Origin of the sequence: Miniphocaeibacter sp. (assembly GCF_049276255.1) — a bacterium.
Taxonomy (GTDB): Bacteria; Bacillota; Clostridia; order Tissierellales; family Peptoniphilaceae; genus Miniphocaeibacter.
On the sequence record NZ_JBASWB010000043.1, the window covers coordinates 1 to 13820 of the forward strand.

Genomic DNA, 13820 nt, shown 5'->3' on the forward strand with positions numbered 1-13820 from the left:
AAGAGTAGCCTTTTTAATTACCATGGGAACAATGGGTATTTGGCACGGTTTTGAACTACATTATATACTTTACGGTCTCTACCAAGGTATATTATTAGTAATAACCGACATTTACCTAAGTTCAAAAATATACAAGAATTTTAAAACAAAAAAATTATATACTCCAATAAGTATAATAGTATGTTTCCAATTTATAGCTTTTGGTATGCTATTATTCTCAGGGTACTTGTTTAAATAATTTAGGAGGAAAATATGGATTACGAAAAAATAGCTTTAGAAATTATGGAAGAAATAGCAGATACTGACGAAATAAAAGAAAATATGGACTTAGATCTCTTTGAAGCCGGTTTAATAGACTCTCTTTCAACTATAAGTATAATATTATTAATAGAAGAAAAAATAGGCTTAGTATTACAACCTACTGACTTTGAAAGAGATGATATTGCAACAGTTAATAATTTTATACAATATTTAAAAAATAAAAATGAAGATGAATAATTATATCATCTACCAACAATAATTTTTATTTAATATAAAATGTTTTTTATAATATTAAATATTCATATTGGAAAGGTTGGTTAAAAATTAATGAAAAAATGGCAAGATATTTTAAATAAATTAAACGAAAACACTTTTTTTATTATATTTAAAAATACCTTAATTATATTATTGATTTTTATAATATTAATAAATTTGAAAAACACAAAAATAGACTTTATATATGAAAACTTTTAAACCCTAAATATTAACCATCAATTGTAAAATATGCTACAATATATAGTTGATGGTTAATCTATATATAAAAACAAATAAAGGGCTTAATAATATGAAAAGAATGATTTATCATATCCCCTATTATGTAGATAAAAATAGGCATAGTGGTTCACATATAAGACCGTTTAAAATGCTAGATGCCTTTAAAAAAATAGGTTATGATGTTGATGTAATTATGGGATATGCTGCACAAAGAGAAGAAGCAATTGATAAAATAAAAGACAATATTTTAAACGGTGTTATTTATGATTTCTGTTACAGTGAAAGTTCAACAATGCCAACTTTGCTAACAGAAAAAAATCATCTACCAACACACCCCTTTTTGGATTTTGGGTTTTTTAAGTTTTTAAAAAATCATGGTGTAAAGATAGGGTTATTCTATAGGGATACTCACTGGCTTTTTGAGCAATATAAAAACACGGTATCAAAACCCAAACAGTTAATATCTACTTTTTTCTATAAATACGATTTAAAAAAATACAAAAAGTATATTGATATTATATATATGCCTGATAAAAAAATGAATGATTATCTACCAATTAGTTTGGGAAGTAATATACAAAATCTTCCTCCAGCCCTAGATGAAGAGAAGATATATAATTATTCTCCTAAAAATGAGTTTTTAAATATATTTTATGTTGGTGGCCTAGGTGATTTATATAATTTGGAGTTATTTTTTAAAGTAATATTCGATTTAGATTTTATACATTTTACATTATGCACAAGAGAAAGTGAATGGAATAATCAAAAGGAAATATATAAAAAATACATGACTGATAGAATTAATGTAATTAACGGTGGTCCTGGAGAATACGACGTTTTTTTAGAGGAATCTGATATAGCATTACTTTTTGCTGAGCCTAAAAAATATTGGAACTTTGCTATTCCTGTAAAACTATTTGAGTATATAAAGTTTAAAAAACCAATAATATCAGTAAAAAAAACTGCTACCTCTAGAATAATTGAAAAATATAAAATAGGCTTTACAGTAGACTATAATGAAGATTTATTAAAAGATAAATTAATTCATATATATAAAAATAAAAATAAATTAACAGATTTAATCCCCAACTTCAACATGGCTCTAGAGGAAAATACTTGGGAAGCTAGAGCTAGAAAAGTTGCTAAAGATTTAAGTTAGGAGAGAATATGAAAATACTATCTATAATTGGTGCTAGACCACAATTTGTAAAAGAAGCTATAATACAAAAGGAAATAAACAAATATGACGATATTGAAGAAATAGTTGTTCACACAGGACAACATTATGATGAAAATATGTCCGATATTTTCTTTCAAGTTTTAAACATGAAGAAACCTGATTACAATTTAGGTATTAACGGTTCCTCCCATGGTCAAATGACTGGTAATATGCTAATTGAAATTGAAAAGATTATGATAAAGGAAAAACCAGATGTAGTTATACTTTATGGTGATACAAATTCTACATTAGCTGGTGCCATAGCTGCATCAAAATTGAAAATAAAAGTTGCCCATATTGAAGCAGGACTTAGACAAGAGCCTAAGGATATGCCTGAAGAAATAAACAGGGTCATAACCGACAGAATCTCCGATTATTTATTTGTTCCTAGTGATTACGGACTAAAGAATTTAGAGGGAGAAGGCATTAAAAACAATGTGTTCTTTACCGGTGATGTAATGTACGATATCTATCTAGAAATGATACCTTATTTTGATAATTCTTTAATTGAAAAGCTAAACCTAGAAGCAAATAACTATATCGTTATGACACTACATAGGGACTTTAATGTAGACGACCCTAAAAAATTACAGACAATTTTAGAGCAAGTTGCTATGGTTAATAGTGAAACACCAGTAGTTTGGCCTATTCATCCAAGAACTGCTGCTAGAATAAAAACAAATAATTTAGAAAAATATATAAGGGATTTGAAAGTTTTAGATCCAATAGATTATTTGAATTTAATGGGACTTGTACAGAACTGTAAAAAAGCTTTAACAGATAGTGGTGGTTTCCAAAAGGAAAGTTACTTTGCAAATAAAGAAGGTGTTGTTGTAATGCCTGACACCTCTTGGAGGGAATTAACCGACAAGGGAATTAACCTACTTGCAGAACCTAATGAAATATACGAAAAAATAATGGAAAACAACAATACAAAATTCGAAAAGGGAATTTATGGTAATGGTGATTCTGCAAAACAAATAATAAAAATATTACATGACAACAATTAAGGAATGAGTTTCTCATTCCTTTTTAAGTCCAAGCTTTTTTCAGCCTTTCAATACAGTTTTCTATATCCTTGTATTTAATATGGGCAAGTCCAAGCAAGATTAATTTACTAGTATTATCTTCCTGATGCCAATTTCCTTTGGAAGTATAGACTTTAACTCCTTGCTTCTCGGCAGAATTCAAAATTTCTTCATAGCTTTTCTCCTTAGGAAATTCCAATAAAATCCATATTCCTGCTCCTGATTTACGTATTTTAATTTCACTGTTAAACTTACTTAATTCCTTTACAAATAAGTCGTGGTTTTTCTTAAAACTAACACATAATTTTCTAATATGTCTTTTATAATCACCGGATTCAATAAATCTTCCAACAATATACTGATCTATTAAAGAAACAGAACAAGTATATTTATTTATCCTATTTTCATATTTCTCAAGAATATATTTAGGTAAAATTATGTATCCCATCCTAATAGCCGGAGAAATGGATTTTGAAAAAGTTCCTAAATATATTACCCTACTATTTTCATCAATGGATTGTAACGATGGAATTGGTTTAGTATAGTAGGTAAATTCACTATCATAATCATCTTCAATAATATATGAATTATTATTTTCAGCCCATTTTAAAAGCTCGTAACGTCTTTTTATAGACATAACTATTCCAGTAGGAAATTGATGGGACGGTGTAGTATAAATTACTTTAATTTTTTAAAAGTAACTTCCCCTGGTATTTTTATCCCCTCTTTATCTATAGAAATTTTTTCTATATTGGAGTTTTCTGCAAAAATTGAATATGCATCATGGTAGCAGGGTTCTTCTACAGCTACAGTACTATTGTTTAGTTCTAGTAAATTAACAATTAACTGTAAAGAATCCTGTAGTCCGTTAGTAATAATAATCTGATTTTCATTACAGTTTACCCCTCTTGATTCATACAAATATTTTCTTAACTCATTTCTTAAAAAAATACTTCCCTTTTCATTTTTTGAATTACACACCTCTTCATAATTATTTAAAGCCTCTAAAGAATACTTTCTCCATTTTGCTTTTGGAAATAAATTATTTGAAAAATGTAAATCGAAAACTATATTATTGTTTTTTACTTTAGTTTTATTTTTATTTTTATCTTCTTTAAAATACTTTTTTGTAGCCTTGTTAATTTTGGGTATATTTAAAACTTCAAAATTAGCTCCTTTCTTAGACTCTATATAACCTTCTGCAGCCAATTGGGCATAGGCAGAATTTACAGTATTTCTACTTACTTCTAGCTTTTCTGAAAGAGTCCTACTGCCCATTAATTTAGTTCCAGATACAATTTTTCCCGATAATATATCATTTAATATATTATTATAAATCTGTAAATAATAGGGTTCTTTTGAATTTTTATCTATATAAATCATAATTACCTCCACTGGTACTATTAATTTTTCTTTTCTGGCTCTTGTTATGGTATCAGTATAACGTTATCATAAATATATTGTTATAACAATATAAATTAATTGGAGGTTAATAATGAATCAAAATTTAAAAACAGAATTTACTAATAGTTTAATTGGTGGAGTAATTATGGATGTTACAAGTCCTGAACAGGCAAAAATCGCTGAAGAAGCCGGTGCTTGTGCTGTAATGGCCTTAGAAAAAATTCCGGCTGATATTAGACTTGAAGGTGGAGTTGCTAGAATGAGTGACCCTAAAATGATAAAGGAAATTGTATCTGCAGTAAATATACCGGTAATGGCAAAGGTAAGAATTGGTCATTTTGTAGAAGCGGAAATTCTTGAAGCATTAAATATTAACTGTATTGACGAAAGTGAAGTACTTTCCCCTGCTGACAACGAAAATCATATAAATAAAAATAAATTTAAAACACCTTTTGTCTGTGGTGCTAAAAATTTAGGAGAAGCCTTAAGAAGAATAACAGAAGGTGCTTCAATGATAAGAACAAAAGGAGAGCCTGGAACTGGTGATATTGTCCAAGCAGTAACCCATATGCGTGAAATTAATAGACAGATAAAAATAGTATCTTTTATGAATGAGGACGAATTATTTACAGAAGCTAAAAATTTGCAAGTTTCTTATGAAGTCTTAAAGTATGTGCACGATAATAAAAAATTACCGGTAGTGAATTTTTCAGCCGGTGGAATAGCAACGCCTGCTGATGCAGTTTTAATGATGAAATTAGGGGCTCAAGGGATTTTTGTAGGTTCCGGTATATTTAAATCCGGAAATGCTGTAAAACGAGCAAAGGCTATTGTTGAAGCTGTGAAAAACTATAAAAACCCTGAGATAATTGCTGAATTGTCCGAAGATTTAGGAGAAGCTATGGTTGGAATTAATTCAAATGAAATTCAAGTAAAAATGTCTGAAAGAGGGATTTAAATAAAGCCATCTAAACTTTTTATAGTCCTAAAATAAAAACAAAACTATTTACAATCCCTAAAAAAATCATCTATAATTCCACAGCTTTCATTTTAGTTTTTTAACTATGCATAATTCTTTTCATACAAAAAGCACCTCTGATTGATTCTATTTTACAATAAAATTCAATACAAGGTGCTTTTTATTTATTCTCACTTATCTAGGTCACTTGGAAAAAGGCTGATTTTTTATTATTTATTATTTTTATTAATAACGCTATAATATGCTATTGATGAAAATTTATATACTACGATATAAAAGACTACATATACTACTACAGTTATTATTTCCGCTTTTATAAAAACTTCCTTATTGGCTACTAAAATAACATTCATTAAATTATATATTAAATTAGTTGCTCCAATTAGGTGAACTATGGAAATTATTAATGGTGTAAAGAAAATAGCTCTTGTTTGTTTTCCAATATTTCTTTTTATTTCCTTCTTACTCATTCCTATTTTATTTAAAATTCCTATATTTTTTGTATCTTCTAATCCTTCTGATATTTGTTTATAGTAAATTATCATAATCATAGCTACTATAAATACCAATGAAAGTAATATGGTCACTAAATATATACCGGTATGCATTCCCTTAAAGCTTTCTTCACCTTTAAATTTATTATCTAGGTTAAATACTCTAAAGCCATCTTCATCTAGGCCATATTTTTCATATAAATCCCTATCAATATTGGCTATAGCTGATTTTATTTCTTCCTTATCTCCTGAGATATTAAAATATATTGTTGATGTTCCCATAACCATTAGTTTTTCTTTTTCGTTATTTAAGTTTAAGTCCTTCCTTGTTTCTTCATAGACTTTTTCCTTATCCTTTACTATTATAGTTGCTATTGAAAAAGTTGACATTTCCCTTTTCTTAAAATGGTCATCAATTTCCCTTATATTTTCCTTTACCTTAAAATTAACATTGTCAATTTTAAAGTTGTCTAAGTCATTTTCCTTATTTTGATATAAAAGTATTTCATTATCCTTTAAATCTATTTTTTCTCCTGTTATTTTATTATAATCCTCTAAATCATATATGCTAAATAATTGTAAATTTCTTATATCACTAAAATTTCCATCATTTGTTTTTTTGAAATTTCCACTTCCTGTTTTTACAGTAGTAATATCATATTGGGAAATATTATAATAATCCTTTATTTCTACTTTTTTGTTTTCCGTATTCTTCTTAACTATTTCTTCTACAATTTTCTCTTTCTCTTCGTCTATTTCATCATATCTAATATCTACATCTGAAGGATAGAATGAATTTATTACATCTTCTCCTCCAATAAAAAGTGCGGTTGTTGTTACCAACATTACTAAAACCATTGTGCTAATTATACAAATATTGGCAAGACTTACTCCATTTTGTTTCATTCTAAACAACATAGACGAAATAAAGGTCATATTCTTAGATTTATAATATGTTTTTTTATTTCTTTTTAAAATTTTAAGTATTGCTATACTTACAGTTGTAAAAAGAAGGTAGGTTCCAATTATTACTAAAATTACAGCTATGAAAAAAAACACTATAGCATCCATTACGTTTTTTGTATTTTGAGCCAATACATAACCTGTTACCATGCAACCTATTCCAATAATTGTTAAAATTATGTTAGCCTTAGGCTCCTTCTCCCCTTTTTCCGATTCTTTTAATAATTCCAAGGGTTTAAGTTTTCTTACTCTGATAATATTTCCAATTAAAACTACTAAAAAAATTACTAGGTATACAAGAATGGTTTTTACAATACTTTCAAAATCAATATAGATATATTCTGTTATCTTCAAGGACATAAATCTTGATATTAACAAAAATATAGCTGTACTAAAAATTAGACTTGAAAATATTCCTATAACTAAGTTTATTATTGTTAAAATTACATTTTCGTATATCATTATTTTAGATATACCTTTTTTGTCCACTCCTAGCATATTTATAAGTCCCAGTTCTCTGTCCCTATTTCTTACAAGGAATTTATTTGTATATATTAGAAAGATTACAGAAAAAATTCCAATTATATAGGTTCCAAGATCCAATACCATTTTTATATAGGCTCCACCACGGGATTGTAAAATATCTTGATTATTTTGAATTGCAAGGAAAATATAGAACATAAATATAGTTATTGAAGAAGTAATTATATATGGAATATATAAGGTTTTATTATTCTTAATATTTTGTATTGCGAACTTCCTATAAATTCTATTCAATACTCTCACCACCTGCTAAAAGCATCATTTGTGTTTTAACTATTTTGTTATACATTTCCTCGTTGTTTAGGCTAGCTTTATAAATATCATAATAAATTACTCCATCTTTAATAAATAAAACCCTACTGGCTCTACTTGCTGCCATTGCTGAGTGAGTAACCATTAAAATAGTCTGACCTGTTTTATTTATTTGTTCAAATAAGTTTAATAACTCCATACTTGAATTAGAGTCTAAGGCTCCTGTTGGTTCATCTGCAAGAAGTAGTTTTGGCTTTGTTATTATAGCCCTGGCTACTGCTACTCTTTGCTTTTGTCCTCCCGATATTTCATAAGGGTATTTGTTTATTATATTTTCAATGTTTAAGGCTTTTGCTATTGGTTTTAATTTTTCTTCCATTACCTTTACTTTTTCATCTGCTAAAACCAATGGTAGTAAAATATTGTCCCTATTGTTTAGGGAATTTAAAAGATTAAACTCCTGGTAAACAAAGCCAAGATTTTCCCTTCTAAATATTGCCATTTCACTTTCTGTACTTAGGGAAATATTTTTTCCATCTAATACAATTTTCCCTGATGTAGGACTGTCTATAGTAGCTATTAAGTTTAATAAGGTAGATTTACCAGAACCGGATTCCCCCATTATTGCAATAAATTCACCTTTTTCTACAGAGAAATTTATGTCCTTCAAGGCTTCTACTGTTGTAGAGCTAAGTTTTGTTTTATATATTTTTCTTAAATTATTAATTTCCAATATTTTCATATTTTTTCCTCTTTTCTTAACTTATTAACTATATTTTAAATTATTTCCTATATCCTTGCCTTAGCTCTAGCTTACAGAATTTACTTTAATCTTACATTTTGTCACTTTGCTTATTAACAAAGAAAAAAACCTCAAATATAATTTGAGATTTTTACTAGTTTTTTATTATTTCCCTTCTCTTTAAATTAATAATGAAATCCGTTCCTTTACCTACTTCTGAATGGATTTTATAACTATACTTAAACTTATTTAATACTTTGTCAACTAAATAAAGTCCAATTCCTGTTGAATTTTTATCTAATCGACCATTTTCCCCTGTATAACCCCACTTAGTTATATTTTGTAAATCATTTTCAGGTATTCCTATACCTGTATCCTTTATATGAAGTATATAGGGATTATTTTCTTCATTATAAATTTTAATTCCACCCTTTTCAGTATATTTTATTCCATTAAAAATTATCTGTTGAATAACATAGGACAACCATTTTTCATCAGTTAAAATATCTACTTCGTCAATATTAACATCTACAAATAATTTCTTTTTAAAAAATAATAATTTATATTTTTTTATTGAATTGTTTATTATCTTTTTTAACGAAACGTTCCTAAATACATAGTCTTGACTTAAATTTTCAAATTTCATATAGTTAATCATCTGGTCAATGTATTCATTTATCCTTAACAACTCCATTTTTACCTCATTATTTTCTTCTCTTTCTGAAATTAAAGATATTGTCGAAATAGGAGTTTTAACTTGATGAACCCACATTGTTAAATATTCATTTTGCTCCTTGTATAATTTATTATTTCTTTCTTTTTCTTCTAATAACTGTTTATTTCTATTTAAATATAGATTATAGTAACTTCTTTCTAGCTGATTATTTTCAAATTTAATATTATTATAATCCTCTTCAAAGCTATTATCTTTTAAATTATTTAAGGTTTTTATAACTAAATTATATTTACTATACCTGTAGACAACTATTGGAAGGGAAATTGCATAATACAAGACAATTCCATAAATGGATATTACTAGGTCCAGCCTATATATAAAAAGTATTAACAAAAATACAAGAGTAAATACAATACTACTTAAAAAATATGATTTATTTGCCTCTATAAATTTTTTCATTGAATTATGTAACCCATTCCCTTTTTAGTTTTTATTAAATCCTTTATTCCTATTAATTCCAATTTTTTTCTAAGTCTATTAATATTCACTGTTAAGGTGTTATCATCTATAAAGCTATCTGTATTCCACAACTTATCCATAATTCTATTTCGTGAAATTACCTTATTTATATTTTCCATTAGAATTTCTAAAATTAAAAATTCATTCTTTGTTAAAGACTCTGTTTTATCCCTGTACTTTATAGTCATATTGTCTGTATCTAATATTACTCCCTTGTATTCTAATAGGGAATTACTTAATTCAAATTCATAAGTACGCCTTAATAATGCCTTAATTTTTGCAATTAAAACCTGTATTTCAAAAGGTTTAGAAATAAAATCGTCCCCTCCATGATTTATTGCAGTTATTAAATTTAAACTATCCGATGCAGATGTTAAAAATATAATTGGTGTTTTTGAAAACTCTCTAATTCTTTCACACCATATAAAACCATTTAAAAACGGTAACTTTATATCCATTAATACTAAGTCAGGATTATATTCTTTAAATTCTTCAATAACCTTTTCAAAATTTTCGACTTTTTTAGCATTATAACCCCAGTTTTTTAACTGTTCTTCAAGTTCAGTAGCTATGGCTAATTCGTCTTCTATTATAAATATTTTTTTCATATTTTCACCTTTTTTATAAATAGTTTTTTTAATGCTATGATAATTATATACTATTATAGGGTATTATCTATTTGAAGTCATTTAAAAGGAGGGAAGTTGATTTGATTTGGAATTATGTTCTAGGTGCATCTATTGCACTAATAATCTTAATTATCCTAGTTCTACTTGTCTATTCTATTTTTAATTACAGATCTGTAAAAAAAAGAAGAAAATATTTTGAAGACCTACATAAAAGTATTTCTGTTGGTTCAGAAGTAATTTTTTCCAATGGTATTTATGGCAAGGTGAAAAGAATACAAGATGATTATTTAGATATAGAAATAAAATCTGGTGCTATTCTTAAAGTCAGTAGATATGCAGTTTCAGAAATTATTAAGTAAAATTTAGATACCAGTTAGCCAATGTAAAAAATTTTAAAAAATCTTGAAAAACTAAAGCTCTAAAAACTCAACTTTTATATTCTAAAAAAAGTTTTTTTGTTACTTTTCGAAAAAGAACCGCTATTTTCCAATGTTTTTGGGGTATAATAGAAGTAAGAGATAAGCAATAATATTATTATAAGTTTATTTTAGGAGGAATTATTATGGCAAATATTGTATTAACTAGAATTGATAACAGACTTATTCATGGTCAAGTAGCAACACAATGGACAAACTCTATAGGAGCAAATTTATTATTAGTTGCAAACGATAAAGTTGCCGGAGATAAAATGAGACAAAGTCTTATGGACATGGCAGCACCAACAGGTGTAGCAACAAGATATTTTACAATCCAAAAGACAATCGATATCATTCACAAAGCAGCTGAAAGACAAAAAATATTTATTATAGCTGAAACACCACAAGATGTTTTAAAACTTGTTGAAGGTGGAGTTCCTATTAAGAAAGTAAATATAGGTAATATGCATATGGCTGAAGGAAAACGTCAAGTTGCTAAAGTTGTTGCTGTTGATGATGATGATGTTGAAGCCTTTAAAAAATTAAAAGATAAGGGAATAGAACTTGAAATAAGAAGAGTTCCTACTGAATCTTCCGAAGATGTGGACAAACTATTTAAATAATAGTTAAGTATAAATTTTTAAAAAGGAGGAAAGTATGATTCAAATTATATTGGTATTTATAGTTACTTTTATAGCAGCTATAGACCAATTCAGTTTCCTAGAATCACTATATCAACCTATTGTTATGGGACCAGTTATAGGTGCTATTTTAGGAGACATGAAGACAGGACTTGTTGTTGGTGGTTTTTACCAACTAATGACAATTGGTAATATGCCTATTGGTGGAGCACAACCACCTAACGCCGTTATTGGTGGTATTATGGCTACAATATTAGCAATTTCAGTTGGATTAGAACCAAAAGCTGCAGTAGCAGCAGCTATACCTTTTGCAATTCTAGGACAGTCAGCAGTTACATTAATATTTACTCTAATGTCACCAATGATGACTAAGGCTGATGAATATGCTCATAATGCAGATACAAAGGGCATTACAAAAATCAATGTTCTAGCAATGGCTCTTTTAGGAACCGCTTTTGGAATTATTGGTATTTTATTCTTAATTGGTGGTAATGCATTAGCTGCACAAATTCAAGCTCTTAGTGATAACGTGTGGTACAATGCAGTTCAAAATGGTTTAACAGCTGCTGGTGGAATGATGAAATTCGTCGGATTTGCAGTATTACTTAAAGTAATGATGTCAAAAGATTTATGGGGATTCTTCCTTGGAGGCTTTGCTTTAGCAATTATAGTAGTATCTATAGAATCTTTAGCTAGCCCTGCATTAATCCTATTAGCATTAATCGGCTTCATGCTTGCGTTTTGGGATTATCAAACTCAAACAAAATTTAAAAATATTACTGTAGATAGCTCAGGAGGTGACGAAGATGGCATATAATATTCCAGATAATTATAAAGATCAAACTCCTGCTGCACAGTTAGACAAAAAAACATTAAATAAAATGGCATGGAGATCACTATTTCTACAAGCTTCTTTCAACTATGAAAGAATGCAGGCCGGTGGATGGTTATGGGGAATACTTCCTGGCTTAGAGAAGATTCATACTAATAAAGATGACTTAGCAGCATCAATGTCACATAACTTGGAGTTCTTTAATACACATCCATTCTTAGTTACGTTAGTTATGGGTATTGTACTATCACTAGAGCAAAACAAAGCAGATATTCCAACTATTCGTGCCGTTAGAGTTGCAGCAATGGGACCTTTAGGAGGTATAGGAGATGCTTTATTCTGGCTAACCCTTGTTCCTATAACTGCAGGAATTACTTCTAACATGGCTATAGAGGGAAGTATTGCAGCACCAATACTCTTCCTGTTGATTTTTAATATTGCCCAATTTGCAATAAGGTATTTCTTAATGCATTGGTCCTATAAAATGGGTACAAGTGCAATTGACATTTTAACCCAAAATGCTAAGGAATTTACAAGAGCAGCTTCAATACTTGGAGTTTTCGTAGTAGGTTCATTAATAGCAGTCTATGGTGGTGCAAACCTTAATATTAAAGTACCTAATGGTACAACAAACGCTGCTATTCCTATAACAACAATTGTTGAAAATGCTGAAATACCTCAATATGAGGATTATCTATATGCAAAAGATGAAGATGGTAATATTACAGAAGATTTAGCAGATGGAGCTACTATAGTAGAACTAGATAATGATAGATCTGAAATTACTTTTAACAGATACGAAGAACAACCTGTTGAAGTTGATATTCAAGGAGTTTTAGATACTGTTTTACCACAACTATTACCATTACTTATAACTTTAGGAATCTACCTATTAATGGTTAAAAAACAATTTACACCTATTAAATCTATAGTATTATTATTAATATTAGGTTTAGCAGGAACTATAATTCCAACAGCTCTTGGCTTACCAATAATTTGGCAAGTATAGGAGATTAATAAACAAAATAAAAAAGGAGCCTTTAGCCACTTTTTTTAAATTACTTTAATTCCTAGTAAACTAATTAATTCTACTGCTTGAAAAGAATTTATTTTACTTCCCTTAAATTCACTTAAATCTTCAGAAATTCTTAACTGCTCAATATTTGAGTCGGAAAAGTCTAAGTTAGTTAACTTTGCCTTAAATATTTCTGCTCTTTTTAAATTGACCTCTTTTATTTTAGATTTTTTAAATTTACAGTTGGAAAAAATAGACTCTGAAAAATCTGTGTTTTCCAGTTTTGAGCCTTCAAATAAACTAGTTGAAAAATTAGAGAATTTGAAAACAGAGTCATCTATATAAAAATTTTTAAATATAGAATCATATAAATTTGTACCAACAGCCTTGGAACTTATGATTTTTACATTTTTAAAGTAAGAGTCCTTAAAGTCACTATTGGAAAGGTCACAATTATAAAATTCTGTTTGATAAAAATAAGCCTTATTAAATTTACAGTTATTAAAAATACAATTTCTAAATTCTATATTTTCAAATTCTATTTTAGAAAAATCATAGTTTCTAATTTCTAAATTATTAAAGTTTTCAAAGGATACTAATCCATCATCTATTAATTTTATTATTTCATTCATAACTACTCCTATAATTATTTGATTTATAATATAGTATACAGTAAATAGAAATTTAAATTTTAAATTAAGCTAGACTAATG

General features: G+C 27.8%; 15 protein-coding genes and 1 pseudogene. 9 read left to right on the forward strand and 7 right to left on the reverse strand.

Translation table 11 applies throughout. The features are described 5' to 3' along the window. From WAO56_RS03840 to wecB, 4 genes and pseudogenes are all read left to right on the forward strand, one after another. Positions 1 to 238, forward strand: a pseudogene (locus WAO56_RS03840) (D-alanyl-lipoteichoic acid biosynthesis protein DltB); the annotation flags it as partial. A gap of 14 nt (positions 239 to 252) precedes the next feature. Continuing rightward, positions 253 to 498: a D-alanine--poly(phosphoribitol) ligase subunit DltC gene (gene dltC / locus WAO56_RS03845; protein WP_422143541.1), complete on the forward strand. Its 246-nt coding sequence runs from the start codon at positions 253 to 255 to the stop codon at positions 496 to 498. A 328-nt stretch (positions 499 to 826) separates the two neighbouring features. Beyond that, positions 827 to 1915, forward strand: a complete 1089-nt coding sequence (locus WAO56_RS03850) for a glycosyltransferase family 1 protein (protein WP_422143542.1) — start codon at positions 827 to 829, stop codon at positions 1913 to 1915. Positions 1916 to 1923: 8 nt separating this feature from the next. Beyond that, positions 1924 to 2985, forward strand: a complete 1062-nt coding sequence (gene wecB, locus WAO56_RS03855) for a non-hydrolyzing UDP-N-acetylglucosamine 2-epimerase (protein ID WP_422143543.1) — start codon at positions 1924 to 1926, stop codon at positions 2983 to 2985. Between the two features lie 22 nt (positions 2986 to 3007). Here the strand turns inward: wecB and WAO56_RS03860 are convergent, their stop codons facing one another. Together WAO56_RS03860 and WAO56_RS03865 are read right to left on the reverse strand one after the other, a co-directional pair. After that, entirely contained in the window at positions 3008 to 3691 is a 684-nt protein-coding gene (locus WAO56_RS03860; protein WP_422143588.1) for a PLP-dependent aminotransferase family protein, read from the reverse strand. Then, positions 3682 to 4386 carry a GntR family transcriptional regulator gene (locus WAO56_RS03865; RefSeq protein WP_422143544.1) on the reverse strand — a complete coding sequence of 235 codons (705 nt, stop codon included), beginning with the start codon at positions 4384 to 4386 and terminating at the stop codon, positions 3682 to 3684. The genes WAO56_RS03860 and WAO56_RS03865 overlap by 10 nt, the downstream gene beginning before the upstream one ends. A 112-nt stretch (positions 4387 to 4498) precedes the next feature. On the opposite strand from WAO56_RS03865, the gene pdxS reads away from it, so the two are divergent. Next, entirely contained in the window at positions 4499 to 5365 is an 867-nt protein-coding gene (gene pdxS, locus WAO56_RS03870; RefSeq protein WP_422143546.1) for a pyridoxal 5'-phosphate synthase lyase subunit PdxS, read from the forward strand. Between the two features lie 230 nt (positions 5366 to 5595). On the opposite strand, the gene WAO56_RS03875 is transcribed toward pdxS, so the two are convergent. From WAO56_RS03875 to WAO56_RS03890, 4 genes are all read right to left on the reverse strand, one after another. Continuing rightward, positions 5596 to 7620: an FtsX-like permease family protein gene (locus tag WAO56_RS03875; RefSeq protein ID WP_422143547.1), complete on the reverse strand. Its 2025-nt coding sequence runs from the start codon at positions 7618 to 7620 to the stop codon at positions 5596 to 5598. Beyond that, positions 7613 to 8380: an ABC transporter ATP-binding protein gene (locus WAO56_RS03880; protein WP_422143548.1), complete on the reverse strand. Its 768-nt coding sequence runs from the start codon at positions 8378 to 8380 to the stop codon at positions 7613 to 7615. Before WAO56_RS03880 ends, WAO56_RS03875 begins: the two co-directional genes overlap by 8 nt. A 154-nt stretch (positions 8381 to 8534) precedes the next feature. Further along, positions 8535 to 9515, reverse strand: coding sequence for a sensor histidine kinase (locus WAO56_RS03885; RefSeq protein WP_422143549.1), 981 nt, complete (start codon positions 9513 to 9515; stop codon positions 8535 to 8537). Then, positions 9512 to 10183, reverse strand: coding sequence for a response regulator transcription factor (locus WAO56_RS03890; protein WP_422143550.1), 672 nt, complete (start codon positions 10181 to 10183; stop codon positions 9512 to 9514). Before WAO56_RS03890 ends, WAO56_RS03885 begins: the two co-directional genes overlap by 4 nt. A 101-nt stretch (positions 10184 to 10284) precedes the next feature. On the opposite strand from WAO56_RS03890, the gene yajC reads away from it, so the two are divergent. The 4 genes from yajC to WAO56_RS03910 all read left to right on the forward strand — a co-directional run bounded on the left by yajC (position 10285) and on the right by WAO56_RS03910 (position 13102). After that, positions 10285 to 10563 (forward strand): preprotein translocase subunit YajC, encoded by a 279-nt coding sequence (gene yajC, locus WAO56_RS03895; RefSeq protein ID WP_422143551.1) that lies wholly within the window; start codon positions 10285 to 10287, stop codon positions 10561 to 10563. A 203-nt stretch (positions 10564 to 10766) separates the two neighbouring features. Then, the gene (gene agaV / locus WAO56_RS03900) at positions 10767 to 11243 is read left to right on the forward strand and encodes a PTS N-acetylgalactosamine transporter subunit IIB (protein ID WP_422143552.1); all 477 of its coding nucleotides are present in this window, start codon (positions 10767 to 10769) and stop codon (positions 11241 to 11243) included. A 34-nt stretch (positions 11244 to 11277) separates the two neighbouring features. Beyond that, entirely contained in the window at positions 11278 to 12078 is an 801-nt protein-coding gene (locus WAO56_RS03905; RefSeq protein ID WP_422143553.1) for a PTS mannose/fructose/sorbose/N-acetylgalactosamine transporter subunit IIC, read from the forward strand. Then, positions 12068 to 13102, forward strand: coding sequence for a PTS system mannose/fructose/sorbose family transporter subunit IID (locus tag WAO56_RS03910; protein ID WP_422143554.1), 1035 nt, complete (start codon positions 12068 to 12070; stop codon positions 13100 to 13102). The genes WAO56_RS03905 and WAO56_RS03910 overlap by 11 nt, the downstream gene beginning before the upstream one ends. A gap of 44 nt (positions 13103 to 13146) precedes the next feature. On the opposite strand, the gene WAO56_RS03915 is transcribed toward WAO56_RS03910, so the two are convergent. Further along, a complete protein-coding gene (locus WAO56_RS03915; RefSeq protein WP_422143207.1) occupies positions 13147 to 13740 on the reverse strand; it encodes a pentapeptide repeat-containing protein in 594 nt (197 codons plus the stop codon). Between the last annotated feature and the right edge of the window lie 80 nt (positions 13741 to 13820).